The 26,409-nt window shown below is 54.8% G+C and carries 16 protein-coding genes and 1 pseudogene; 15 read left to right on the forward strand and 2 right to left on the reverse strand.

Annotation, left to right across the window (positions count from 1 at the left end; all coding sequences use genetic code 11):
* Position 1 precedes the first annotated feature (1 nt).
* Both GTU67_RS13950 and GTU67_RS13955 read left to right on the forward strand, forming a co-directional pair.
* Entirely contained in the window at positions 2 to 2,488 is a 2,487-nt protein-coding gene (locus GTU67_RS13950) for a chromosome partitioning protein ParA (RefSeq protein WP_185780651.1), read from the forward strand.
* Positions 2,485 to 5,814, forward strand: coding sequence for a DUF2357 domain-containing protein (locus GTU67_RS13955; RefSeq protein WP_185780652.1), 3,330 nt, complete (start codon positions 2,485 to 2,487; stop codon positions 5,812 to 5,814). The genes GTU67_RS13950 and GTU67_RS13955 overlap by 4 nt, the downstream gene beginning before the upstream one ends.
* A 90-nt stretch (positions 5,815 to 5,904) precedes the next feature.
* Here GTU67_RS13955 and GTU67_RS13960 read toward each other — a convergent pair.
* Together GTU67_RS13960 and GTU67_RS13965 are read right to left on the reverse strand one after the other, a co-directional pair.
* Positions 5,905 to 7,019 (reverse strand): IS3 family transposase gene (locus GTU67_RS13960; RefSeq protein WP_185780653.1). Its coding sequence is split into 2 segments (ribosomal slippage): positions 5,905 to 6,770 and positions 6,770 to 7,019, totalling 1,116 coding nucleotides; the frame shifts between segments, so codons are not numbered across the junction.
* A 37-nt stretch (positions 7,020 to 7,056) separates the two neighbouring features.
* A complete protein-coding gene (locus GTU67_RS13965) occupies positions 7,057 to 7,863 on the reverse strand; it encodes a hypothetical protein (protein WP_185780654.1) in 807 nt (268 codons plus the stop codon).
* A 528-nt stretch (positions 7,864 to 8,391) separates the two neighbouring features.
* On the opposite strand from GTU67_RS13965, the gene GTU67_RS15625 reads away from it, so the two are divergent.
* From GTU67_RS15625 to GTU67_RS14030, 13 genes and pseudogenes are all read left to right on the forward strand, one after another.
* Positions 8,392 to 8,709: an AlpA family phage regulatory protein gene (locus GTU67_RS15625; protein ID WP_185780655.1), complete on the forward strand. Its 318-nt coding sequence runs from the start codon at positions 8,392 to 8,394 to the stop codon at positions 8,707 to 8,709.
* A 248-nt stretch (positions 8,710 to 8,957) separates the two neighbouring features.
* Positions 8,958 to 10,346, forward strand: coding sequence for a hypothetical protein (locus GTU67_RS13975; RefSeq protein WP_185780656.1), 1,389 nt, complete (start codon positions 8,958 to 8,960; stop codon positions 10,344 to 10,346).
* A gap of 107 nt (positions 10,347 to 10,453) precedes the next feature.
* Complete coding sequence (mads1, locus tag GTU67_RS13980; RefSeq protein WP_185780657.1) at positions 10,454 to 10,708, forward strand: methylation-associated defense system helix-turn-helix domain-containing protein MAD1; 255 nt, start codon at positions 10,454 to 10,456, stop codon at positions 10,706 to 10,708.
* A complete protein-coding gene (locus tag GTU67_RS13985) occupies positions 10,708 to 13,446 on the forward strand; it encodes a DUF499 family protein (protein WP_185780658.1) in 2,739 nt (912 codons plus the stop codon). Before mads1 ends, GTU67_RS13985 begins: the two co-directional genes overlap by 1 nt.
* Complete coding sequence (locus GTU67_RS13990) at positions 13,446 to 14,435, forward strand: hypothetical protein (RefSeq protein ID WP_185780659.1); 990 nt, start codon at positions 13,446 to 13,448, stop codon at positions 14,433 to 14,435. Before GTU67_RS13985 ends, GTU67_RS13990 begins: the two co-directional genes overlap by 1 nt.
* A gap of 11 nt (positions 14,436 to 14,446) precedes the next feature.
* Positions 14,447 to 15,520 (forward strand): SIR2 family protein, encoded by a 1,074-nt coding sequence (locus tag GTU67_RS13995; RefSeq protein ID WP_185780660.1) that lies wholly within the window; start codon positions 14,447 to 14,449, stop codon positions 15,518 to 15,520.
* A gap of 7 nt (positions 15,521 to 15,527) precedes the next feature.
* Complete coding sequence (locus GTU67_RS14000; RefSeq protein WP_185780661.1) at positions 15,528 to 17,288, forward strand: ATP-binding protein; 1,761 nt, start codon at positions 15,528 to 15,530, stop codon at positions 17,286 to 17,288.
* A gap of 10 nt (positions 17,289 to 17,298) precedes the next feature.
* Complete coding sequence (locus GTU67_RS14005; RefSeq protein WP_185780662.1) at positions 17,299 to 20,559, forward strand: DUF1156 domain-containing protein; 3,261 nt, start codon at positions 17,299 to 17,301, stop codon at positions 20,557 to 20,559.
* Positions 20,556 to 21,056: a hypothetical protein gene (locus GTU67_RS14010; RefSeq protein ID WP_185780663.1), complete on the forward strand. Its 501-nt coding sequence runs from the start codon at positions 20,556 to 20,558 to the stop codon at positions 21,054 to 21,056. The genes GTU67_RS14005 and GTU67_RS14010 overlap by 4 nt, the downstream gene beginning before the upstream one ends.
* Positions 21,057 to 21,064: 8 nt before the next feature.
* Positions 21,065 to 22,135, forward strand: a complete 1,071-nt coding sequence (locus GTU67_RS14015; RefSeq protein ID WP_185780664.1) for an AAA family ATPase — start codon at positions 21,065 to 21,067, stop codon at positions 22,133 to 22,135.
* Positions 22,132 to 22,800, forward strand: a complete 669-nt coding sequence (locus tag GTU67_RS14020) for a DUF4276 family protein (protein ID WP_185780665.1) — start codon at positions 22,132 to 22,134, stop codon at positions 22,798 to 22,800. Before GTU67_RS14015 ends, GTU67_RS14020 begins: the two co-directional genes overlap by 4 nt.
* Positions 22,801 to 25,569, forward strand: a complete 2,769-nt coding sequence (locus GTU67_RS14025; protein ID WP_185780666.1) for an SNF2-related protein — start codon at positions 22,801 to 22,803, stop codon at positions 25,567 to 25,569. It begins immediately after the preceding gene.
* A 499-nt stretch (positions 25,570 to 26,068) separates the two neighbouring features.
* A pseudogene (locus GTU67_RS14030) lies at positions 26,069 to 26,409 on the forward strand (hypothetical protein); the annotation flags it as partial.

Consider the following 26,409-nt stretch of genomic DNA (forward strand, 5'->3'; position numbering starts at 1 on the left):
AATGAACAACCCCGATAAATCAGAAAAAGAAGCCGATCTCATAAAACGAGAGACCAGTGTAGCTCTGCGAGAAAAGCAGGTTCAGGCTGATCGTCAGGCGATTGAAGCAGAGAAAGCGAAGCTGACTGAACGAGAGAAAGCCATCATCATCGCAGAGCAAAAGCGTGACGCTGGCTTTGCTGATGAACGTTCAGCTTTAAATAATGAGTTGCGCGACAAACGCAATCAGTTAGATGCGGAAATATCAAACATCAGAGCAAAGAAGCTCCTCGAGCTTGACGATGAAGTTGCAAAACTAAAGTCCACGCGGCTGGATGAGATTTCCAATGCTGAGAATATGGAGCGTGAACGTATTCGCGCGGAAATCGTCAAGGAGCGCAACGCCTGGGCTACTCAGCAGAACGATGATCGCAAGAAGTTGAATGCAGAGCGCACTGAACTTGAGAAACAAAAGGGTGCGCTATCTGCCTTGCAGAGCGAGGTTGAAGGTCGAAAGGTAGAACTCGAAAGCGCAGAGAGGATGATCGAGCGTAAAGAGCAACGACTGGGGCAGCAATGGCAGAGGCGCAATGAGCAACTGCAGGATGAAGTAGAGGAGCAAATCAGGGAGCGACGCAAGTCACTGGAGGCTACGGAAGCCAACTTTAGGGCGGAAAATGCTCGACTGCGTGAAGCCCTGAATATTCAGACCGGGCTTGTCAGTGCGTTTGAGCAATTGAAACAGCAACTCGGCGGAAAAGACCCCGCCGAGATCCTGCGTGCACTGAACAGTCAAACTGACGAACTTAAACGTCTGCGTGAAGAGCTTGCCACCCGGCCCACTGAGGAAATGCGCGAACGATACCAGGCGCTTGAATCGGATGCTAGAAACCAGAGGGCTCGGGCAGACGAATTGGAGCGACAGATTATCAGCAACGAGGCGGCAATCGCCGAAATTGGCGACCTCCGCCGCCAGAACTCCGTGCTCAATGCCGAGAATAAGTCTTTGGCGCAAAGAGCATCCATCTTTGAGGGGGCGGCCAACGAAGCACAAGCCGAACTCAACCGTTTGCGTGCAGCCTATGAACGCCCCGCTGAAGTGGAAGCCCGTTACAAAGAAATTGAGATGCCGCACATCAGTGTTGATAAAGCCAAGCAGCCGGTGCAACACGAGATTGACGAAATAACTTGGCTCACTGGTATTGGCAATGCCTGTGACACATACGGGCTGCACTTCAATCCGCGCATTTTAAAAGCTTTTCATACAGCGCTCAAAACAGCTGAATGGTCGCCGCTCACTGTCCTAGCGGGGGTTTCCGGAACCGGAAAATCTGAACTACCACGCCTTTACTCGCACTTTGGTGGCATTTATTTTGAGCCGCTTTCCGTTCAGCCGAACTGGGATTCACAAGAATCCATGCTGGGTTTCTTCAATTCCATAGACAACAAATTCGACGCCCAACCAGTGCTTCGCCTCCTAGCGCAAAGCCAGAAGCCGTGGAGCAATGACTATCCTGGGTTGCAAGATGCAGTTTGTCTTGTTCTGCTTGATGAGATGAATCTTGCCCACCCGGAACTCTATTTCGCCGAGTTTCTGAGCAAACTCGAACTGCGGCGCGGCAGAAAGGGCAGCGATGTCCCGTTCATACCGGTGAAGATCGGTGCGGGCATGAAGCCCTACGAACTTTCGCTCGGTCGCAATGTACTCTGGACAGGAACGATGAACCAAGACGAAACCACCAAGTCACTTTCGGACAAGGTGCTTGACCGTTCCATCATCATCAACTTCCCGCGCCCGACCGAACTCAAGCGCCGTTTGAAACTCACGCCCTTGGATGAAAGGAATCGCGGTCCGGCATTGCACAAGGCATCGTGGCAAAGCTGGTTGGTACAAGGAAGCATTTTCCCTGAGGAAGTCGTCAAGCCTTTCAAGGTGTTCATCGAAAACATGAACGCCGCGCTGGCGATTTCCGGTCGTGCCCTCGGCCACCGCATCTGGCAGTCAATTGAATATTACATGGCGAACTATCCGGACGTGCGGGCGGCGCTAGCCGAAAAAGATGAACTCTCGACCCACAAGGCAATGCACATTGCCTTCGAGGATCAACTTGTGCAGAAGGTCATGCCAAAACTGCGCGGCATAGACACACGAGGCAAGAGCAAGACTGAATGTCTAGACAAAATCCGAGGGCAAATCGTCGCTGGCATCAACGGCAATTCGTTCAACCTTGCCGAAGACTTCGACCTTGCATGCGAACTCGGCTACGGTCAGTTCATCTGGCAGTCGGCAAATTACCTTAACGTCAGCGTCACGGATGACAATGCCAGTCCCATCGCCACTCAAACCGACAACGACGGTGAAGATCCACCCCCTCTTTTCCAGAAAGACGAAACAGACTCAGCGAAGCGCCGTAAGGCCTGGAACGCGAAAAAAGCAGAGCATCGAGATGAGCTTCGTAGAAAGCTAGAAGAGAATGCCAAGGCTGGAAGGATTCTCGATCAGCAATGACAATCACCCTACAAAAAATCTACATCGACTATCACGCCAAAGAGAAATACGCCCGCACACTGCTTGGGCAACTTGACTGGTTTTGTCGTATTGCAGATTTCGATCCGAAAACTGGTTTGGCATTGCCACAAGCACTGACCAGTTTTCTCGCAAAAGTCACACAACCGGCAAATGACTTTGTGGTTCTTGATAGGCTTTGGCGTGTCACTGAGCACAGCCGCGCCTCTGTCGAACGGCTATTTCGCTCGCTCAACGAAAGTCCACGCCGTGAGCAAGCATTGTTGGCAGTTCACTCTGTGCGCGAACTCGATGCAAACAGCTTCATCAAACTCAGCAATCGACCAGGGCGCACCATTCGGGAAAAGCTTGCCGGTAAGCCGTATATGCAGGCCGTGCGTCGTTTTCAGTCTATCGATTTGCCGGAAAATCGTCTGCTGAAGGCATTTGTACGCCACCTTGCGGAACTGCTCGAATTGCGCCGAGACTGTCTCGGCCACGAAGACGAACTGCTGCAAAAGATTCAATCGTGGCTGCGTTCCGACGAGGCGCAGGCCATTGGCAAGTGGGACAACCTACCGCCCAACAACACGCTGCTAGCGCACCGCGACTACCGTCACGTGTGGGATGCATGGCGCTGGCTGCAAACCCTCGATGAGGACATCACCAGCGACCTTTCTCAACTGGATGCCCGCGAGAAAATCATGCGCCTTTGGCAGCAATGCGCGCAAATGTGGTCTGAGGGCAAGCATCTCATTGTGGAGATGCCGTTGCTATTCGACTACGAGAAGTTCGAGATTCTTCCGTGGACTTCCAAGCCACCTTTGTTCAAGGAAGTGAAGCAGAAGATGCACCGCCATGTGCATCAAAGCACGAGCACCGAACCAATTTGCATTGATCTCACCGTCTTGCACCCCCGTTATGCCAGCGGTGACAGAAAAGGAGCGCAGTCACTGGCGGATGCCTTTCTTTGGCAGAGGTGGCGACGCGAAGATGAAGCCGTTGGCATTGAACTCTTTGGTTCCGATGCCGCTTGGCTGCATCCCGATGCGACTACCATTTCTGCGACAGACCTGTTTTTCGCCAAAGACAACACCACTGAGCTTTTTGACCACGCCGCCCACGTTTTTACTATTCGGCTGAGCGAGGCGTTCAAGAACGATACGCTCATCTGGCTTGCACCAGACTTTCTCAACGACTTCGAGCTTGAAGTCATCCGTCGCAACCTCAACGCGCGGTTCCTTGATGCCGAGCCGCTGCCACGAAGCGTGGCGGCCGTGTTCGCTCAAGCTGACCCGGCCAAAATCACTGGCGAGGGTTACTCCATCGTCGTCGTTGACTCCATTGGCGGGAAGACAACCGCCACCAAAGTCGTCGCCAAGTTCGACAAAGACCTCGCGAAACGCCTTCCCATCACCAAGGGCTTTTATTGGGAGCGCTGCCCGCCGGTCGTCATCCCAGGTGGGGAAACAGAAATACCTATAGGCAGCGGCTACGATATCGCCACGCTGGATGCCAAAGAGCAGTGGCGCGATGCAACTCGCCCGACAAGGCCTCCATTCATTGAAGCGGCACACCTGAAGCGTGTTCCGGACATCGGGAATTTCGCGTTCTGTATCAATTTGACGGAAAGCCCCGTTATGGGCGGCATCCATCTTCATGCCTTGCAACAACAGGTGGCCGACATTCCACTTTGGCGCGACCAGATTCCTGAGCTTTCAATCAAGGTGATGAAGGATGGCCGTCAGCAACGATTCCATCTGGTCTCGCGCGGTACGACTGTCAAACCCTCTCGCGGCAAACCCATAAGCATCCCTGTGGAAGAGGCCTTCACGCTGCCGGACGGCAAGCTGCATTACTCGTTTCCACTTTACATTGGCGACAACGCCAATGATCTTGGTTTCTCCGCCCGTCTCGATTCCCCCGCCTTCCCGTTGAAAAAAATGGCCGAATGCGAGTTGAACCTAACCTTTGAATACGGCGCGGATGATCCCTATAAGCTCGTCTTCACACCGCGCGACAAATCTTTCCCGCCCATCCGCGCTACTTGGCGGCGTACGGAAGAAATCATCATCACCGATGCCCCCGCGCCGGAATACCCTCATCCGATGACTTGGACAGAGTTGCGGCTTGTCCCAAAACCGGATGGCAATGAAGCCTCCGACTTGCTGGACTGGGTGCAGAATGCGATTGCGCAGCTTGATCGAGATTTTTATATCCGCCCAAAACCAAGAACAACTGGCGTGATAGGCCAAAAGTGGCTGACTGACAAAAAGGGGGGGCACTTCACCTTTGCCATCTGCAACACCACCAATAAATCGGTCTTCATCCATCAGAATAGTTTTTCTCGTGAAGCCAACTACTCTGACTTCTCAGAGGGCCAAAGCATTTCATTCGAGCTTCAAGAACGGGATAGGAAATACTCTGGCTGGAAAGTGGCTGGGCCGAGATACAAAGATGAAGTGCATCTGAAAAACTTTGACGAAGAATCAGCAAGAAATCTGGTTGCTAGCATACGCAAGAAGCTTTACTTTCCCGTGATTCAAGTATGGAGGGATGGTCGCTCTATTGGCGACCAGGAATGTCCGAAAGAGTTTTCTGCAGCGATGAAGGTCAATAGTGAATACCTCGTTGCCCTATTGAGAGAGCACGACATTCCTGAGCCGGTGCAAAATGAGATTCGGTTTCTGTTGGCCTGTATGCACAAAGACGCGCCGGACGAGTGCGCGCAGTGGATAGTCGGACAGGTTGAAAGTCAGAAAGTCCGTAATCCGCAAGCAGTTGGCTTCGCGCTTGGCGATGTCTCGGAACAATGGCAAAAAGTCCTGCTATCCAAGCTCGTTACGAATCCGACGAACGATTCGCTTAGTGTTTTCGCCTATGCCATTTGGCGCGAACGCAGTTTTGTTGAACGATTTTCGCTGTCGGATTTGGCTGATATGTTGAGGGGTTTGACGGAACGCTTTGAAAAAATTAACTCCGCACCCATAGCTCAGGTGCGTGGGAGGGAGTGGTCACGCGCCACCACCGGAACATTGGAACTTCTACTCGGTCTGCTTCGCACCCGTGCATCGTTCAACCCCGAAATCAAGATGCTCCTTCAGCCGCATCAAAAAATTACCAAGGAACTGGCCAAGCAAGTCGAGCGCGTGACGGAGATCGTAGCGCGATCCAACGTTAGCATCTTTTCCCGGGTGCAAATCAACATCGAGAAGCCAGAGGGCGACCGTACCCCCGACCTGCTCTACGCGCTACGCTTATATCTCACTGGCGACGATGGCGCGAACGCGATTCACATTTCCAGCGTCTCCGACAGTGATCACGACTGAGCAAGAATGATTCATTTCAGCAACGCGCATTCCGCTGCCGCGCAACGAGTCCCGGCAGCACTTTCGCGCCGACGGGTAATCCCCCCATTTTTAACAGTAAGCAGCAGTAGAATTGTTTAAAGATTTACTGGCTAATTTCTGTCGTGGGGTAATGCCGCCCAGTGCCATGTTTGGCCTTTCATTGTTGTAAGTCCAGAGCCAAGCGGTGGCACCGAGTTGAACTTCGTCCAGACTGCTAAACAGGTTTTGGGCCAGCCAATCATAACGCACCGTGCGGTTATAACGCTCGGCATAGGCGTTTTGCTGCGGATTGCCGGGTTGGGTATGGATTAGCGTAATACGTTGCCTGGCAGCCCATTGAAGCATGGTTTTGCCGATGTATTCAGGGCCGTTGTCGCAACGTATACAGGCGGGTTTACCGCGCCACTCAATGATCTGATCCAGGGCCCGTGTTACGCGCTCTGCCGGCAGGGAAAAGTCCACCTCGATTCCAAGGCCCTCGCGGTTAAAGTCGTCGACGACGTTCAGCAACCGAATCCCACGCCCATCGGTGAGTTGGTCGTGCATAAAATCAATGGACCAGACTTGATTGATATCCGTCGCCGTGCCCAGCGGATCTGGTCGCTCGCGCACCAGTCGCTTCTTGGGCTTAATGCGTAAATTCAGTTCCAGTTCACGATAAATGCGGTACACCCTTTTGTGGTTCCATGGGTAGCCTTTAATGTTGCGCAAATACAGGAAACATAAGCCAAAGCCCCAGTTGCGCTGGGCCGTTGTCAACCGTATCAGCCAGTCGGCAATGACCTCGTTTTCGTCGTTGTGTTTGGCCTGATAATGGTAGGCGCTTTCACTGATGCCAAACGCCTGGCACGCCAGGCGGATACTGGATTTAAAGTGCTTAACGGCGTTTTGCGCCATCTCCTTGCGTCGAGATGGCGCTACCACTTTTTTCGCAGCGCCTCATGCACCATTTCAGCCTTCAAACGCTCTTCGGCATACATCTTCTTGAGCTGCCGGTTTTCGGCCTCAAGCTCCTTCAGACGAGCCATCATCGAGGTGTCCATGCCGCCGTATTTGGCGCGCCACTTATAAAACGAAGCGCTGCTCATGCCATGCTCACGACACAATTGCGGCACGGGCGTACCCGCTTCAGCTTGCTTGAGGATCGCCATAATCTGGCTGTCGGTAAATCGCGATTGCTTCATTGTGTGAATTTCCTTGTAGTGGAAATTCTACCTTTGATCACTGCGGTTTAAAGGGAGGATTACCCTTACCCGCAGTAACTGGGCACTTTTTCGCCTTCAAATCAGCGAGAAGGTCTTCCCTGCGCCCCTCATATAAATACTTATTCGTCCTCTTATCGACTGCCATGCTGAGCTTTCTTCCCAGCAACCTATTTTGAGCCGCTTTCCGGATCGCCTTCTCTGCTTGCTCATACCTTGCCACACCCACAGCATGCTGAAAAGCTCGAGATTTAACAGTCGGAGCGACCTGCTCTGATTCCTGCGAATAATTTTCGAACGGCACGCGTACGACGCGCCAAGGCTCTCGTAAACCAGGCGGTTCAATATTCTTCGCGATCAAAAACAAGTCGAGCGTGTAACAGTCGGGACGCATCTTGATCGCTGCTCCTGAAACCTGCCCTCCCTTGATCTGTAACGCCAATGGCTTCGGCGCGACCAGTATCAGCTGGTTTCGACGTATAGCATCCGCACGCCATTTTTCATACGATGCCAAGCATTCGTTTGACACGCCTCCGTGCATCAGCCAGACCCTGAACGCCAATCGAAGCCAGACAATGGCTGGCAGCTTCTCATTCTGAATATCAAAGCTGGGATCCGACAGTTTGAGGGAACGATTGACAGCCTCAAAATAAGCGCACTGCTCTTTGCTGAGTCGCCCTGCTCTTCCCAAGAAAAACTTATCCACATGATCATCGAAGTCATTTTCGAAGTCGGATTGTTGCGCCTTCGCGTCGGCAAACACTGTAGCAAGCATCGCGGTCCGGAACGACCACTGCGCTGCAGAAAAATTGATCTTTAACTTCATTCCGACGTTCTTCGCCCTTATGCCGACTGCAGTAGCTACCAAGCGGAAATCACCCCATCTACAAGATGATGGATGGCCATGTTCCTCGCGAGTTCCTCTTTTTATTACGATTTAAAGGAAAAGGCAAGCCTGAGGGATCGATTTCGCACCCCACTCCTTTCCCTCTTGTCCTCCTCTCATTGCTCCGATTGCGACTCAATCTGACATCAGGTCCGCCACCAGACAAAGGCGTGCTCACTAGTCCTCATAATCCCCTCCTAATATTTTCTGGAGTCCTAGCATTAAGTATTAGTTGGGCCACCGCATCCGGCCATAAAACGGTCACTAACCCTCGCCTCCATACATCCTATTTTCCTCTCAAAATTTCAGAACGATAGGCGCTCCGACACCGTCTTTCACTGACCTAGGAGCATCTTCACCTCAAGTCCGCAGGCCTCGCGATCTTTCCGAAAATTTCGCTGTGAAGGAATGGAAGCAGAGCAATGCGCACTTCGCACATCGCTTGATCGCTGCTTCTAAGGAGCTTTCATGGACACCCAAATCTCGACCACCCATCCCGCCGACACCTCGGACGTGACACAGGAGCACGTTGCGACTCCGCGCCCTCGTAGGACCAAGGCCGTTGCCTCAACCGATCTCACCCTGACGCAATTCGACTCACTGCCGAACGCAGCGCACGTCCGCCTGCCGGTCGTGAAAGGTTTGCTTGGTTGTTCGAGTGCGACGGTGTGGCGGCGGGTTAAAGCCCGCGAGATTCCGGAGCCGAAAAAATTCGGTGGCCGCATCACGGCATGGAACGTTGGCGAGCTGCGGCGCACGCTGAGCGGAGCCGATAAGGTGTCATAAAAGCCCCAAAAAAAAGCATTTATGAGTGCCATAAATCACTAATTTATGGCCACACCGAAATTTTACGGATTGGCAGTTTGACGTGGATACGGACCCCAAAGAGGCCAAGAACTGGTCCCGGGACGGAAAAACGGCTTATCGAACAAGCCACTACTCATAGTAATTGTTTGATGTTCAGCTACCAACCAAAGCATATGAATCAGTTGCTAACCATCAGACCAAGCAACACAAGCAATCAGGAAAAGATCATGAGTGACAGCATTGAAATGGAATTTAAGGTTTACCACATCGACTCGGCCGCATTGGCCAACAAGATGTTATGGAACAAGGGAGGAGTAATTGTCGAGAACGGAATCGTGACGAATGTGAGTGGTGTGAAAGACTACGCCTACGGGCTTTCCAAAGCCAAAAACGTGGTCACCCCTGTGCTGAATAAACAGAGCACGAACCCGTTCAAACCGATGGCATACAAACTTAGTTTGAACGGGCCTGCCAGCCTGATTGGCAACAATGCCCTTGTGCAGAACATGGTCTACGACAATGCGCGTCTTGGAAAGCTTGTGCTGCAAAAGTATTTATTGACGAAAGGTGTTCCGACGGATGCCGTCGATCAGATCCGCCTGAAACACGGAAAACTTACGTCCGTGACCCTTACCTATCTCTTTCGGTTCGACTCACATGACAAGGCCGTCAAGGCGTTGCAAGAGTTTCGCGACCATGCGCGGACAGTGCTGGATCATCACGCCGCGTATTCGCGTAAGGGGAAATCGAAAGGGAATAGGCAGATCGTGACCCCTGTGGGTACCGCACCCTCTTTGACTGTCTACATCAACAGGAATGGGACCGATCTTCCTTTCAGCGTGGCCGCTTACGTGAAAGCATCCAAGACGACGAAAGCCCATGCACAGTTCCAATCGCCCCAGATCGAAGATGCCGTTTATGCGGAGAGCGATAAGCATGTACGTCTTGAAATCATTCTGCCCAAGACTTGGCTGACAAAGGAGGGCTTGCGGAACCCTTTCGCCTGGAAAGCTTCCAAAGGGGCTGAAAAAATTCACCAGAACCTTGATGGGCCTGAGAAGGTGCACCAAAAAGCACTGCAGCAACTGCGCGGACTTCTGCGGCTGAAAGCCAAGGGGATGCTGCGGACCAACAAACCTCAAGAGCGGCACATGACAGGCCTTAAGGCAGATGCCCGGGCGGTGCTTGATGACCATCTTAACGGACGCAATCCTTGGCGGCACCCCAACATGCGTCCTGAGAAACGGCGCGCCACCGGGATTCATCAGGAAATCTTGAAGACGGTTCATATCGACCTGACGATCCCATGGAAACAGCAAAGCCAACATGTTTCGGCAGATCTTGCGAAGTGGTTGCAGTACACGGGTGAGTACCAGGCCCCGCCGCATCTGAAGAGCGCAAGCTATGTCCGCTCTACGGCAAGAAAGAAACGGGTGGCGCTGCGAGCTGAGATCGACCAGCTGAAGCGGGATGCAGCTGGTCGACCGTCTGATCCTGAGGCAGATGCGAACCAGGCACGACTGCACGAATTGTGGAAAGAGATCTGCACTCTGTCCAACGTACAGCGGAGCGGCGGCAGTGGCTCGACAGCGGACATTTCGGATTTGCTGGGGTAGCCACAAAGCATTCGAGGGCAGCTCGTAGTCCGGGCTTTGTAACCACTCGTTGCGCCCTTGAAAATTTTGCACTATCCTGCCCTCATTTGCCCGGAATGGTCATATCCATGTCTACAAGCCCTAAAGAGGCCGAAATCCTGACTATCAGGCAGGTTGCTGACTACCTGAAGGTGACGGAGCGCACGATTTACCGCCTGGCAGGCGCCAAGAAAATGCCTGCATTCAAAGTAGGCGGTACCTGGCGGTTTGCACGCGCGGACATCGACGCATGGATCAAGCAGCAGTCAAGTGAAGGACTGGGCACAGGGCGGGAACAGGACGGCGCGACGGCGGGCCAGACCAACCAGGGGAAGCGGAAGTAATGTTGGGACTTACTCTAAGAGAAGAATTTCGAGGAAAACGCCTCAAGGGGACGGCCATTGAGCTGTCGAACGACACCAACACCGGCGCGACGCAGATCGCGGCACAGTCGTTCCTGGAAATTACGTACCCGACACACGACCTGCTCAAGGGCATCGAAGCCGTGGGGCCGGATCAAGGCCGCCCAGTGGTAGTAATAGGTGAGCGGGGGTTAGGTAAGTCGCACTTGATGGCCGCCTTGTACCACGCGGTGAACGACCCCGTTTCCACTGGCGCATGGCTGAACGCCTGGTCTGCGACCCTGGGTGATGCTCAGATCGGCAAAATCGCCTTGCGCACAGGCATGACCGTAATTGGCGAGAGCTTGCACCGTCAGCGGTACAAATTCCTTTGGGACCTCCTGTTCGAGCGCCATCCGCACGGCACCTACATCAAAGGCAAGTGGGAAGGCATGGGCGCCGCCAAAACGGACATCCCTTCTGACCAACTGATTATCGAACTGCTGGAACACGCGCCCACCATGTTGCTGTTGGACGAGTTCCAAACCTGGTTCGATGGCTTGACCAACACCAAACAATATCCATGGAAGAACTGGGCCTTCAACTTTATCCAGATTCTGTCCGAGATCGCGAAAGAGCGCCCCGACCTGCTAGTGCTGGTGATTTCGGTACGAAACGGGGGTAGCGACGCCTATCAGCAGGTGCACCGCGTAAACCCGGTGGCCGTTGACTTCAAGGCTGGGGGTAACGCAGAACGGATCCAGCTTGACCGTCGGCGCATGCTGTTGCACCGTCTGTTCGAAAACAGGCTGCAAATCGCTTCAAGTGCGGTCGATGCCCTGGTTTCTGGCCACGTTGCTGAATACTTCCGCCTGGCCGAAGTGCCTCCGGCAGAACAAGACCGCAAGCGCAACGAATTTACTGAGTCCTGGCCCTTCGCCCCTCATCTGCTAAGGCTGCTGGAAGAGCAAGTCCTGATTGCCACCGACGCCCAGGAAACCCGCGACATGATTCGCATCCTGGCGGCCCTCTATAAGAGCCGTGGCGACGCAGTTCCGGTGCTCACAGCCGCCGACTTCCGTTTGGATGATGACGCATCAGGCATCGGCGCATTGCTCGACTCGGTATCAAATGAGCATCACCGCACTTTGCGCGAGAAAGCACAGCAGAACATCATTTCCGTCACCGAAGCGGTCTACAACCACGCCACCCTCGCACCGCATCTGCAGGAAATCGTCGGTGCACTTTGGCTTCGTTCAATTGCGGTCGGCAACCTCGCTGGCGCTGAGCCTGCCACGCTTCAGATCGACATCACGCGCGACAAGGCGGTGGATGACAACGCCTTCCAGGTAGAGCTAGCAACCATCGTCGAAAACAGCTTCAACATCCACCAAGACGGCGCACGATTGGTCTTTCGCGAAGAGGAAAACCCCCGTGCGAAGCTTATGGCGTGTGCCCGCAACGATAAGCTCTTTTTAGATGGCTCTGATCAAGCTCAGCTTGCCAAGCAGATTCGCTACGTCATTAGCGGCAGCGACGAGGTCGCAAAAACCTTTCGGGTGATTGCCCTCCCGAAATCCTGGCAAACAGACCCTTGGTCTTCACTCGATGAAAACGAGCGCCTCGAGAACTGGGATGATCGCCTGCCTATTCTGGTGCTCCCCGAAGAACCAGACAATATCGATCAACGGCTAGGGCGCTGGTTGAAGGACCATCTACAGAAACGCCGCAACACCATCCGCTTCCTGTTGCCCCGTGCTGGCTCAGGTAATGCTTTCTTTGACCGCGATCTTCGAATTCTGGCTCGCGCGGAGATGAAAGCCCAGGAATGGAGCGGGCAAGGTCCAGAATACAAGAAGCTGCACACTGAGTTTCAGGGCGTGCTACGTGACCTTTTGAAGAAGCGGTTTGACCGTTTTGCCATCTTGGCACGCTGGAATTTCGCCGACCCGAATCAATGCTTGTTCAGTGTAGAGAGCCTGAAGAAGCAGGGGGCGCAGATTCCGGAAGCTATCGAAGAAGCCTTAGCGAACGATCTCTTCGTACCTGAGGACTTTGAAGACCTGGTCATGGCAGCGGCAGCGGACAACGCTTCTGTGGGCAAACTACTGCAAGAGCTACGTGAGCCTCGTCCGGCCGGACAGGACTGCATACCCTGGCTAGGCGAAACGTCCATGAAGGAACGCGTGCTGAGGCTGTGCGCACGGGGCAAGATTGCCATCAATCTACGCGGGCTGGAATACCTGCAAACCACGCCTGGCGAAGACGAAGAGTCGGCATGGAAGCGACTGCGCCCCAAGCTTTCCTATACCGGCAGGCAGCTAGATGAAGTGTTCTTGATGGTTCCCTCTGCAGTACCGGCAACGGGCGGCGCAAACCCCGCGGTGATGCCCCCCGAGAACAGCGGTGCAGGCTTGTTCGGTACAACACCTAGCGAACCCACCTCGCCTTCAACATTAAATGAGCCCACGCAAGGCGGACAAGCACACCCCAGCCCAATTGGCGGAATCTTCGGAGGAGGCAGCCCAAGCGCCAGCAAGCCGCGCGTATCGCTGCACAACCCGGCTACGTCAGGACTGAACCTGTATTCAAAGCTCGAAAGCTGGGGAATCGGGCCTGCGACGCCCGTTAGCGATGTCACCATAAAGGTATCAGCCGCCACCGGAGCGCAGCTTTCCAAGTTGCTCAAGAACCTTCCGGACGGGATGACGTTCGAGCTGAACCTTGAGAAGGACGACTAATGGCCATTGACGCACCGCTTATACAGAGCCTTACCAAGGACTCTGCTCAAGATGCCTGGAATACGATTGTTCGCCATGCTGTCGAAATCGCTTCGCCACCATTGGAAGTCAATAATGCGCCCAGTGAAGTGATCAAACGCGACAGGGAAATCGGGTTGCTGGATTACTTCCTGGCATCCACCAGCTGGGACCTGTGGGAACGTTTTGACTCGTCCATAGAGCGAACCTCGGACAGGCTGGCTCGCTGGTGGGCGGAGCCCTACAGTGCCAAGGCGGTACTAATCCTTGATGGCTTGTCTTTACGTGAATTGCCCTGGTTACTGCAAGGCGCAAAGGAGCGTGGCTTTGCGCTGCACGAAGTATCGGCTTATGCATCGGAACTGCCCGGCGAAACCAACGAGTTCGCCCAGGCACTTGGATTCAACAGCCGCAGCCAACTACAAAACAACGGAGGCGGGCTTGCGCACAAATTGCAGCCCACAGCCACCGAATGTGTAGATATGCCCTGGAAGGACTGCGAAAGCCTGGTGAACAGTAGCCCGAACTGGGTGTTCTGGCACCACTGGCCCGACAGCAAGGTGCATGATGGCTCGGGTGCGGGACAAGGGCTGGATACCCTAACACGTGATGCAGCAGAGCAGCTTACCAGCGATGACTTTTGGAGCTTCGTCGAACGCCTGGCTACCGGCCGTCGGCTGGTTATCACGTCTGACCATGGCTACGCCGCCACGGGCTACTTCCCTGATGCTGATGGCGAGGTGGCACAGCATCTGAAGCAAGCCTTTGCCAGCGGACGTAGCAAAAAGGGCAAAGGCGACGCTGGCCCCTTTGTGCCGCCAGTCGCATTAAACATTGAAAGCCCTCATGGCCCTCATTTGCTGGCCGTTGGTCGCCGCAAATGGAAAAGCCAGGGCGGTTACCCCACGTTGACGCACGGTGGCTTGTCGCTGCTGGAAGTGCTATCGCCGTTTGTTGAGATTACCAAATAAGCGGGCACAACATGACGGCGGATTTACCAGACGATCTCTTCACCGAAATACAGGGCGCTTTTCGTAAAGCGCCAGTGCTCCTTGTCGGTTCTGGATTCTCTTGCGGCTATGGCCTTCCTGGAATGGGGGCTCTGGCCGACCATTTGGCGAATACCGTTGACAGTGTGCTGACTACAGGCGAAGCAAAGATTGCTTGGGCACAGGCAATTGATGCGATCAAAGGCAACCTGGAAACGGGGCTGAATAATATTCCGATGGGCGCTGAGGGCTGGGCCGAAATCGTTTCGGCCATACGTAGCGAAACTGCGCGGCTGATCCTGGCAAAAACTGCCACCGCCGAATCAAAGGTGCTTCAAGAAAAAGCCGATGGCGGGCATGCGCCATCACGCCTTCTGAATCGACTATTCGATGGTGCTCCGCAGAATGCGGAAGGCATTCACGTCATCACGACAAACTACGACACGTTGTTGGAGCTGTTTTGCGATCTAGCAGGACTGCCCCTGGATACGGGCTTCACCGGATTTCGCCGACGCAAACTTCGCCCTCGGCCAATTTTCCAGAATCAATACAGCCGTGTTTGGGCGACTGAAAAACGGCAAGTACAGCCGGATCACCGGCTCTGCAAAACCATTCGCCTCTACAAGCCTCACGGCTCCATTAGTTGGCTTACCACCGATGAGGGACCGCTGGAGGTACTCAATGATGCTGCCACAGTTGGTCGAGCCATCGTTGTGCCCGGCCCGTCGAAGTACCAAGATGCGTTGGTTAATACCCTGTTCGACGAAATGCGTACCGCGATGAACGTGGCGCTCGCCGATGCTCAGGCGCTGTTGTGTATCGGTTTTGGCTTCAACGACGATCATTTGCAAGGCGTAATCAAGAACAGGCTGGCTGCAGGCATGCCTGCAATCATTGTCACACGCGATCCAACACCGAACATTGACCAACTACTTGGTGAACATCCTCACGTGATCGCCGTGTTCAAAGATGGTGACGGGTCCGTTTGTCGTTGGAACGGGAATGCGCTGCAATCTCCAGAGCCACTCTGGCAACTAGATGACTTTCTGAAGAAATTTGTGGAGTGAAGCGAGGATGAGCATTTTCAATTTCACCGATGAGCAGTCATTGGGCGAAGTACGCAGCGTTGAAACCTCACGGATCACCGTGAGGGTGACGGACGGTCAACGCCTGCAAAAGGCACGAGTCGGTCGGTTGGTTGCCATCCAGTCGATGGGCGATGAATGGCTAATCGGCATCATCGAACGGGTTTGGCGGCATCCGGTGGAACTGCCGACGCTGCCAGAAGCAGATCCTTCTGCGGATCTGACTGGTGTGCCTCAAGAGGAAAACGGCGTGTCGATCAGCCTGGTCGGCACCTATCGCGCTCGTGATGGGCAGCGCAAGAACACTTTCACGCGTGCCGTTTTCATCTTGCCTGAGATCAACCGCTCAGTGTTTCCGATTGAAGAAAAGTCGCTTGAAGACTTCATGGGCATTTTGAGCGCATCATCCAAGGCCGATGCGGCAGCCCCACTCAAGGTCGGCACCTACACCTTGGATGGCAAGGCGAGCGCCTATATAGATGGCGACAAGCTTTTTCAGCGCCATGCCGCGCTACTGGGTAGCACGGGTTCGGGAAAATCTTTCACCGTCGCCTCCATTCTTGAACAGTCCGCGCAACTGCCTCACGCAAATATCGTCGTGCTCGATTTGCATGGTGAGTATTCGAGCATGAAGTTCGCTGCGCATTACCGCATCGCGGGTATCGGTGATCTGAAGGCGAAGAAGGAAGGTGCCATCTTCCTACCCTTCTGGTTGCTTACCTACGATGAGATGCAATCGCTGTTTGTGGATCGCTCTGAGGAGAGTGCCCCCAATCAGGCGAGTGAGCTGATGAAGCAGGTTGTGGAGCTGAAGAAAAAATCCATTGAAGGACTAGGGAAGCAGGATTTACTTGATGGATTCACTGTGGATACTCCGGTGCCTTATCGGTTGGCCGACCTTATAGAAGCTATTGCCGAAAAAGACAGGGAAATGGTGCAAGGAAGCAAGGGAGAAAAGCAGGGACCGCTTTTCGGAAAGCTGACGAGATTTCTGAACAGGATCAGCGTAAAAACGAAAGACCGCCGCTACGCCTTCATGTATCAGGCTCCAGCGGAATATGAGACCTACGAGGCTCTGCACGAGCTGGCAGAAAAGCTGCTCGGTACCGGCATCAAGCAGGATGGCGTCAACCCCGGCATCAAGATCATTGATTTTTCTGAGGTACCTTCGGACATTCTTCCGGTCGTCGTTGGTCTGGTTGCGCGAATCGTCTACCAAATCCAGTTCTGGAGTTCGCCAGGAGCGGACGGTGATGCACGCCATCCGATTGTGCTCGTCTGCGACGAAGCGCATCTCTACTTGCCGAGCAGCGCAGCCTCCACTGGCCCGCTGGAGAAACGTGCGCTCGAAAACTTCGAGCGTATCGCCAAGGAAGGCCGCAAATATGGCGTTGGCCTGATGGTAGTCAGTCAGCGCCCCTCGGATGTCAGCACGACCATTCTCAGCCAGTGCAGCAACATCATCAGCCTGCGCCTGGCCAACAAGACCGACCAGGCGGTGGTCAAGCAGCTCCTGCCGGAAAGTCTGGAGGGACTAATGGAGGTACTGCCGACGCTGGATGTGGGCGAGGCTGTGGTAGTGGGCGATGCCACACTGCTGCCGACCCGCATCAAGATGGCCAAGCCCAAACACGAACCACGCAGTGCAACGATCCCCTTCTGGACTCGCTGGGCCACTCCGAAAGCGGAGGTTGATCTGATCGCAGCTGTAGAAAACATGCGTCGCCAATCCCGCGCACAAGAAGATTAAGGAAGCCTGCATGGCCACCAAGAAAGAACTACTCCAACGACAAGTTGCCAAAGCCGTCGGCGCAGGGAAGACCGTCGCACTGGAAACAGTGGACTTCAACGACCCGAATCGCCCAAAGACCTGCCTGGAGGTGGATTTCCCCATCCTGCCCGTTAATCAGGTAGCGATCATCGAAGGCAATGCAGGCAAGCCGATTTATCAAATGTCCAAATGGTGGGCGCGAAGGCGTTCCAGCGTGTTTCGCTCGATGTTGATTGCGGCGGCCACCAAAGCGCCGGACGATCCTTCGCATGCGGCCAAGCTGGTGTGGGACAACTACTATGCCAATCATCAGAAGAAAGGAGCGTTCAAGCACCTCAAAGTGGCGGACATCTTCATGGGTGGCGGCACCACGCTGGTGGAAGGCTCTCGCCTGGGGATGCAGATGGTGGGTAACGACCTGAATCCCGTTGCTTGGTTCGTAGTCAAGCAAGAGCTCGCGAATGTTGATCTTGATGAGGTGAAGCGATTACTCGCCGACATCGAGGCCGAGGTTAAGCCGCAGATCATGCCGTATTACTACTGCGATGGCCCGGAAGGTGAAAAAGGAACGTGGACACACCTGCCTTCACAGAAGGTAATGCCCGCCGATTTCGACCCGCTGACCATCCCGCGCAATGAGCGCAAGGATTACCGCTATGAAGGCCCCGAGATCATCTACATCTTTTGGGCCAAGCATGGGCCATGTCAGGTAACGGGATGCGGCCACCGCACGCCGATCATGACCAGCCCGGTGATGGCGGTGAAGACCATCAGCATCAAGCATTGGCAGCATACGTGCAGCCAATGTGGTGGTGAGTTTGATATAGAAGCTGACGCAGCGCGCATGGCACCTGATGTACCGCTGTTCGTTGCGCCTACGGAACAGCCCCATGCGGTTCTGGATCTTGTGCAGGGTGTCACTTGCCCGCATTGCCAGCATGCCACAACCGCCAATACTCACCCAAAAGATGGGCTGGTCATTGCTGGTTCACGCGGACAGATCAAGCTGGGAAAGGGCAAGAACAAAAAGGTGGAACTGAGCCTGCTCGTGCATCCGCAATGGCTGGCCGGTTCGCCCAAGCACGATGCGGAAGGCCAGCCCTATGGAGGGTCAGCGCAAGACGATGTGGTGGCCACCACTCGATGGGACACCGCACGGGCCGAGAGGATCCGCCTACTGGAGGTGCGCGGGTCACTGCCGAATGAAGTGATCGACCCGGAAACGGGCGCGAGGATTCTCACGGGAAAAAACGGCGGTACCGCAAGGCCAGGGGTATTTACTTGTGCAGAGTGCGGCGCTGAACAAAACATCATCGGCGCAGTTCGACCGACCGAGAAAACCGCGCCTTCTGCCGCATACGCCTTGCAGGGATACTCTCCGAAGCGCGATAGCGCGAGCAAGCCGTACAGCGGGCGCTTCTTTGCCGCATACGACTCGGCGCATGCCCTGCAATATGACACCGCATTCGCCGAATGGGAAGCGCGTAAGGACACCGACCTTAAGGATTACTGGCCGCGAACGGCAATTCCAGAAAGTCTTCGCGCGGTCGTGAAAGACCTAATCGCTAGCGGTCACGGGTATGACCATTGGACGGATATGTTCAACCCGCGCCAGTTGCTCGTCCACGCGCAATTGCTAAAGGCAATCGTTGAGGTTGGAAGCTATGACTGGGAAGTGCGCGAATATGTGCTTGGTGCGTTCCAAAACTATGTTCGGAACCAAAGTATGTTTGCGTTCTGGCATACTACAAAAGATCACTTTGTCCCAGCAATATCGAACAGCAATTTCCACCCACAGAACCGCGCTGTGGAAGTTGGAGTGTTTTCACCGATAGGTTATGGGCCGTGGACCTCTTGCTTTCCTTCGCTATTAGAGGGGCGTGCTTGGGCTGCTCAACCTTGGGAGGCTGTAAGCGCAGAAGGTATCAAGCGCAAGAATGTCGCTCTTGGAGAGGAAATCCGTGGCAAAAGCGAAAAGGTTTTTCCAGGCGATCCGGTTAACGAGTCAGAGCTTTTTTGTGGTTCTTCCACAGAGCTGTCTCAGCTTACCGACGGCAGTGTTGATCTCGTCATCACCGACCCTCCATTCGGCGACCTGTTGCAGTACTCAGAGTTAGCGGATTTTTTCTACGTCTGGTTGCGGCTCGCGCTCAAAGATAAGTACCCGGACTATTTCGCAGCCGACTACACGCCAAAATCGCTGGAAGCGGTTGCGAACAAATTCCGTGAACCGGACGACCCGAACGGCTTCTACCAGCGCCTGCTCACGCAATGCTGGCGCGAGGCACATCGTGCTCTCAAGCCTGGCGGCATTCTGGCCTTCACCTTCCACCACAGCGAGGACGAGCCTTGGGTGGCGGTGCTGGAGTCACTATTCGACGCGGGCTACTACCTCGAAGCGACCTACCCCATCCGCTCCGATGAAACCAAGGGCGAAAACGCTTCCTTTGGCGCTCAAAAAATCGAATACGACATCATCCACGTCTGCCGCAAGCGCACCGAAGAACCCAAGGCAGTGAGTTGGGGCCGCATGCGTCGCGAGGTGATGGCCGACGTGCGCCAGTTGCAAGCCATGTTGGAGAACCACGCGAAGGAGGGATTGCCCGCCGCAGACATCCAGGTGATCCAGCGCGGCAAGGCGCTGGAATACTTCTCGCGTCACTACGGCAAGGTGTATGTCGATGAAGGCCGCACCATCTCCGTCCGCGATGCGCTGATTGGTGTCAATCAACTGATCGAAGAAGACTCCGACAAGGGCAAAGAACCGCCGCCGGTGAATGCCGAGCCGATGACCCGTCAATTCCTTCGGACGTTCGGCACAGCTGTTGAAATTAAGCGTGACCAACTGCAGAAATTCCTACGTGGCACAGTGACAACGCCAGACGATTTCGTACAGCGCGGTTGGTGCTCTGAGGTGAAGAAGGTATTCACACGAACAAGCCCAATCGATTTTGCGCATGACTGGTCAGGCAAGCACCGCCGTCGGTTGACCGCTGACCTGGACCAGGCATTGGTATTGATCGGCGCGTGCTTCGATGGTAGCGGCATCAATGCTTCGGACACACTGAAGAACGACAACTTTAAACCTCACGTCGCCCTGAAGCCCTTGCTTGAATGGTTCCACCGTAACGGCCCGGACCAAACCACCCGCAATGCCGCTTCCCGCGCCGTCTCAATCTACAACGCCTGGGCTGCAAGCCAGGCAGTCAAGCCTGTGCAGGCTTCCTTGTTCGAGGAATATGAGCAATGAAACAAACCCTCAGCACCGTTTGGCAACGCAGCGGCACTAGCTGGATTTGGGACGAAGAAGCCCGCAATCAGGTGTGCGCTGCTGGTGAAGTATTGAGCCTGCGGCAGTTCTTGCAGCTGCCAGGCCAATGGCCAGACGATTTGCCGAGCAATGGCGATAAGACCATGGTAGTGGCTGGCCTGGAAGGCAGCCTTGACCTGTTGTCGCCAGAGGATGCTGAGGCGTGGCTGGGCGACGGAATCAAGGACGCGATTCTGTCTTTCCAGAATTACTACCAAGGTGAAGCTGCCCTGGTGTTCTGGCTGCCGTCTGGGCAAGGACGCATTAAATGGCATCCTGCTACCGATTCGATTGAATGGCGATGCGCCGCGCCGTACAACGACGACTTGCTGGCATTTGGCCGCATTCTGTGGGGCGAAGCCAATGAATACCCGCAAGAGATTCTGCTTCGTGAGGGCGCTAAACCTGCGGGGTTGTTTCACCTGCGGATTACTTAGGAAAGCCGATGAAAACGCTGCACAAAGTTACGATCAACGGCTTCAAATCTATAGAACATGCCGAGCTGAAGTTAGGCGATCTTAACATCGTCATTGGTGCCAATGGGTCGGGCAAGTCCAACCTCATCGGAGTTTTCCGACTGCTGGAGCGCGTTCTATCGCATAACCTGCAGGTGTACGTAGCCAGCGAGCCAGACCGCCTGCTGCATCATGGCCGCAAGAAGACGTCCTCTTTGTCGTTGGACTTCGAGTTCGAGGAGCACACCTACGGCTTTACCCTGAAGGCGTCACAGGACACCTTGGTTTTCGAGGATGAAAGACTCTATTCGAACGGTATGTCGAGTGACACCGAGTCGATAGCCGTTGGCCACAAAGAAAGCAAGCTGAAGGAAGCTATTGTTTCCGACACGACCAGGTCTTCAGACCGAATTTTCCCGAAGGTACGGAATCTGGTCGTCTATCATTTTCACGACACATCGGACAACTCGCCCGCCAAGCAGACGTGCAACGTTTCTGATAACCGCTCCTTTCGCCCCGATGCGGCGAACTTGCCTGCTTACCTGTACTGGCTGCAGGAAAAGCACCCTGTCCAGTTTCGCCATATCGAAGAGCATGTCAGGTTGGTTGCGCCTTTCTTCGACCGTTTCGACTTGGCCCCCTCGCGTCTGAATGAAAAAAAGATCAAGCTGGAATGGCGGCAAAAGGGTTCTGACGCCTACTTTGATGCCTATTCCCTGTCCGATGGCACCCTGCGCTTTATTTGCCTGGCTACCCTGCTGTTGCAGCCCAACCCACCCGCGTTGATATTGCTGGATGAGCCTGAGCTGGGCTTGCACCCTTTCGCCATTCGCCTACTGGCCGAAATGTTGGAAGCAGCATCGAAACGCGTACAAGTAATCTTGGCGACCCAGTCGGTGACACTGCTGAATAACTTCGCACCGAAAGACATCATCATCGCCGAGAACGACGGCCTGAAGACCACATTCAGCCGCCTGGATGAAGACAAACTGTCGCTATGGCTCGACGATTTCAGCATTGGCGAGCTCTGGGAGAAGAATGTTCTTGGAGGTCGCCCATGACGCGGCTGCTAATGCTGGTAGAGGGCCAGTCAGAGGAAATCTTCGTCAACCAGACTCTTGCACCTCATTTGGCGGCCCATGGGGTCTATGCCGAGCCAATATTGCTGTGGACAAAGCGCCTGCCGGCCGGTGGCGGGTATCGGGGTGGCACATCAAACTGGGGGCAAATCCGCAGAAACTTGCTGCCGCTTACCAGAGACAGCAGTGCCTGGGTAACCACACTGCTCGACTTCTACGGGTTGCCCGAGGATGTTCCCGGCTATGTCGAGGCGATGTCGCCGGGAAATCCCCACGATCGCGCCACCCAGTTGGAAACACGAATGGCCCTTGAGATCGGCCATCAAAGATTCATCCCATTCGTGGCGTTACATGAATTCGAAGCGTTGGTGTTTTGTAATGCCCAAGTACTGGCACATCACTTTGATCGTGCTGATCTGAAAGAGAAGGTCGAACAGATCGTCAAAATGGCCGGTGGGCCGGAATTGATCAACCATGGCAAAGAGACCCACCCGAAGGCACGGCTGCAGTCTTTGGCCAGCGAATACAAAGAAACCTCAGACGGCCCGACGCTGATCGACAAGATCGGCATCCCTGTGATACGTGCGGCCTGCCCACACTTTGCGGCATGGTTGGAGCGTTTGGAAGCTCTGGGCAAGGAAACCTGAGTGGATTACGGCGACACAAACTTCATTCCCGGTGAGCGCGTTCACCATACCGAGTTCGGGCAAGGTGTTGTACTCGAACCGCCGCTAGAAGGCTACCTGCGTGCTTTTTTCAGCGTAGGCGAGCGGCGTGTACCGCTGGCATCACTTCGTCGGCAGCTATCGCGTACGGAACGCATTCTGCGTGCGGTACAGGGCGGAACAGAACGCGCAAGAAAAGCCTGGCTCGCCTACGAAGCGCATGCCCTACCGATCATGGAAAGCGCATCAGCCCTGACATCGGCCAAGATTGATTTACTGCCCCACCAGGTAGTGTTGACGCACCGTGTTGCCACGGCCTCACCACGTCGCTTCCTGATCGCGGATGAGGTGGGCTTGGGCAAAACCATCGAAACGGCATTGGTACTACGCGAACTGGCCAGCCGTGGAGAACTGAACCGAGCTTTGATGGTGGTACCCGCCGGACTGGTAAACAACTGGCACCGGGAACTCAATGACGTGTTCAACCTCGATTTCGAGGTATTTGGCTCCGAAGGCGACATCACCGACCGCAAAACCAATGCTTTCGCCAAACATGATCGACTCATTGCCAGTATCGACACCCTGAAGCGCCCAGCCCGGATCAAACGCCTGCAAGAGGCCCCGCGCTGGGATCTGGTGGTTTTCGATGAGGCTCATCACCTGACCGCCCATCGCACAGGCGGAAAGGTACGCAAAACAGAGAACTACAAGCTAGCAGAAGCCTTGAAGGATCACGCGCGTGACTTGATGCTGCTGTCGGCCACGCCGCACCAAGGCAACCACTTCCAGTTCTGGATGCTGGCGCAGCTGCTGAATCCGACGCTATTCGACGGCCCGGAGGAGATGCTGGAGAACCGCCATCGCCTGAACACAATCATGATTCGGCGCACCAAGGCAGATGCCTGCCGACCAGATGGTTCACCGTTGTTTGCCCGGCGGTGGGTGCACACCGAATCGTTCTTGATGGGGCATGAAGAGCGCCTGTTCTACGAACGGTTGCGCGAGTACCTGGAAGACGGGTTCGACTTGGCTCGTCGCCAAGGCAGTAAAGGCAGAGCCCTGGGCTTCCTGATGGCGATCTTCCAGAAAATTGCAGCATCAAGCTTTGCGGCTGTCCGCCGCACGCTGAAACGACGCTTGCTGATGCTCACGCTGCATGAAGCACTGCTACGAGACAAGGAACTGGACATTGAGGGGCGTGAGCGTTTGCTTGACGAGGCGCGTGCGCTGATTCACCAGGAATTTGACCTTCCTCGCGATAGTATGGGTCGCAGTGGGGTAGATCGTGTTCTGGCCGACCTGAAGTACCGCTTGGTTAAGAAACTGGATGAAGAAGCATTGGAAATGGCTTCGGACCCTTACGGCAGCGAGTATTCGGCCACCCACGCTGAAGAAGCCGCATCTGCAGTGATCGACCTGCACTTGCCGGAAGAGCGGCTGCGCATTGGCGACCTGCTAAACGCCTTCCCCCAACAGCGGGAAACCAAGGTGCAGAAGCTACTTGATGGCCTGGGCACCCTGTGGCGGCAGAACCCTGGCGAGAAAATCGTCATCTTTGCGACCTACCTGGGTACGGTGGAGCTGATCGCACGCGAGATCGATGCGGTTTTCCCCGGGCAAGGTGTCGTAGTACCGCGCGGGGGCGACCATGGTGCAAAACTGGCTGCCGAGCGCCGGTTCAAACAAAAGGACGGCCCGCGTGTGCTGGTATGCACCGCAGCGGGGCGGGAAGGGATCAATCTTCAGTTTGCCCGCATTCTGTTCAATTTTGACCTGCCATGGAACCCCATGGACATGGAACAGCGCATCGGGCGCATTCATCGCTATGGCCAAAACCACACAGCTCAGGTCTACAACCTTGTTCTATCCGACACCATCGAAGGACGGATTTTTCTTCTGCTTGATGACAAGCTGACCGAAATTGCCCGTACCGTCGGCAAGGTCGATGATCAAGGCAACGTCGCAGAGGATATGCGAGCACAGATCTTGGGACAACTTTCCGAACGGTTGAACTATGACCGGCTCTACCAAGAGGCACTTTCAGACCCCGAGCTGAAGCGCACCAAGGTAGAGCTGGAAGCTGCGCTCTCCAACTCGCGTGAAGCCCGGCAGGTCGTCTTCGATCTGTTCCAGGATCTAGAAGGCTTCAGCCTGGACGACTACAAACCTTTTTCCGACGTGTCGTCCAGCTTGCAGCGCCTGGTCAACTTCATGTCCGCAGCAGTGGCTGATCGGCAGCAAAAACTTGTTCAGACTGATGAACAGACCTACGACTTGGTCACCTCAGACGGTGCTCATCGTGCGCGCTTTACGCTGAATCGCGAGGCCGCAAACGAACACGATGATCTGCAATTACTGGGGCTCGATCACCCGCTGGTTCAACAGGAACTGGGGCGATGGCGCAGCTTGCCTCCGGAAGAGGTCGGCATTGCCGTCGATGGAGACGTCGATGACACAGTGATGCTTTCTCTTTGGATGGTAGAGGCTTCTACCACCAACGGCGAACGCCGGGTTGTTCTGCAACCCATTGCCGTGAAGAAAGACGGCACGCGTGTGCCTGTGGTCGAGCGACAAAGTGAACGTTACCTTTGTGCTCCAACGGCCTCTGCGGCATTGTCTGCAGACGAACGGCTGGCACTATTCAACCAAGTGGTTGAGCCCACGCTACAACGAGAGCTAAAGCACAAAGGTGCCGTGAACGGTGAAGGCAGCTATTCCGCAGAATTGATCGGTTATGTGGAGATTCAGTAGAGGCCTGCCATCAGTGTGCAATGTGCGACCCGCTACTAGCAAGGGGTGGCAGGTCGTCGCCCTTAGCAGGAACAGCCGCTGCCGTCCTTCCTCACGGCTTTACCAATTTGGGACGCAGTGCGTCCCAAATTGGCGTGGCCGCGTTATCCCACCCCTTCGGCAAACTCACGAAGCCAGGTTGCAGCTTTGGGAAAGCTCTACTAACGCACGCCATTTGACACATTTTGTTTCATTTCGTATACTGAAAGCGCATTCACCCTGAAAAGCGTCACACTGGCGCTTTTCTGCCCCTTCCCTGCCTGCGCCAACACCCTGGCGGCCTTCCCCGTTTAACGTGATACCGGCTTTTGCTGGTGGCTTTGTCACGCACGGTCAAGGCGACGTAGCTTCCCGATTCTTTCATGATTCGCCCATCGCGAGGGGCGGGTGTGTGCTTGCGCGGCAGCATCGTTTCGCCTGTCGCCCACAACTACCCCACTCCATTGAAAGGACCATCACCATGACTGCTGACCACAGTAAGGCCGCCGCTTGGCCGGAAGAAACGCACCGTAAGCCCAGGCTCTTCCGAACAGGCAATATTGTTGCCACACCCGGCGCCCTTGAGTTACTACGCCATCTCGAGGTTTCCGCTCTTGGCTACCTGTTCCGTCACCTGAACGGCGACTGGGGCGACTTGGATGTCGAAGGACGCAAAAAAACCCGCAATGTCAGCAAACATGGGCTCTTCATCATTAAAGGGGGACAGCGACATTCATTAGACTTGTTTTTGCGAAGAAACACGTTTAATGGAGGTAATGTCGATGTCTCCAATCGATTCTATCCTAGGGATTCCGGGTTTAG

The sequence above is a fragment of the Pusillimonas minor genome (assembly GCF_014237865.1).
GTDB classification, from domain to species: Bacteria; Pseudomonadota; Gammaproteobacteria; order Burkholderiales; family Burkholderiaceae_B; genus Neopusillimonas; species Neopusillimonas minor.

Coding starts and splice junctions, on each gene's coding strand:
- GTU67_RS13965 (WP_185780654.1), bottom strand. CDS start 7,863: ATGAAGTTAAAGATCAATTTTTCTGCAGCGCAGTGGTCGTTCCGGACC.
- GTU67_RS15625 (WP_185780655.1), top strand. CDS start 8,392: ATGGACACCCAAATCTCGACCACCCATCCCGCCGACACCTCGGACGTG.
- GTU67_RS14015 (WP_185780664.1), top strand. CDS start 21,065: ATGAAAACGCTGCACAAAGTTACGATCAACGGCTTCAAATCTATAGAA.
- GTU67_RS14005 (WP_185780662.1), top strand. CDS start 17,299: ATGGCCACCAAGAAAGAACTACTCCAACGACAAGTTGCCAAAGCCGTC.
- GTU67_RS14010 (WP_185780663.1), top strand. CDS start 20,556: ATGAAACAAACCCTCAGCACCGTTTGGCAACGCAGCGGCACTAGCTGG.
- GTU67_RS13950 (WP_185780651.1), top strand. CDS start 2: ATGAACAACCCCGATAAATCAGAAAAAGAAGCCGATCTCATAAAACGA.
- GTU67_RS13990 (WP_185780659.1), top strand. CDS start 13,446: ATGGCCATTGACGCACCGCTTATACAGAGCCTTACCAAGGACTCTGCT.
- GTU67_RS13995 (WP_185780660.1), top strand. CDS start 14,447: ATGACGGCGGATTTACCAGACGATCTCTTCACCGAAATACAGGGCGCT.
- GTU67_RS14020 (WP_185780665.1), top strand. CDS start 22,132: ATGACGCGGCTGCTAATGCTGGTAGAGGGCCAGTCAGAGGAAATCTTC.
- GTU67_RS13955 (WP_185780652.1), top strand. CDS start 2,485: ATGACAATCACCCTACAAAAAATCTACATCGACTATCACGCCAAAGAG.
- mads1 (WP_185780657.1), top strand. CDS start 10,454: ATGTCTACAAGCCCTAAAGAGGCCGAAATCCTGACTATCAGGCAGGTT.
- GTU67_RS14000 (WP_185780661.1), top strand. CDS start 15,528: ATGAGCATTTTCAATTTCACCGATGAGCAGTCATTGGGCGAAGTACGC.
- GTU67_RS13985 (WP_185780658.1), top strand. CDS start 10,708: ATGTTGGGACTTACTCTAAGAGAAGAATTTCGAGGAAAACGCCTCAAG.
- GTU67_RS13975 (WP_185780656.1), top strand. CDS start 8,958: ATGAGTGACAGCATTGAAATGGAATTTAAGGTTTACCACATCGACTCG.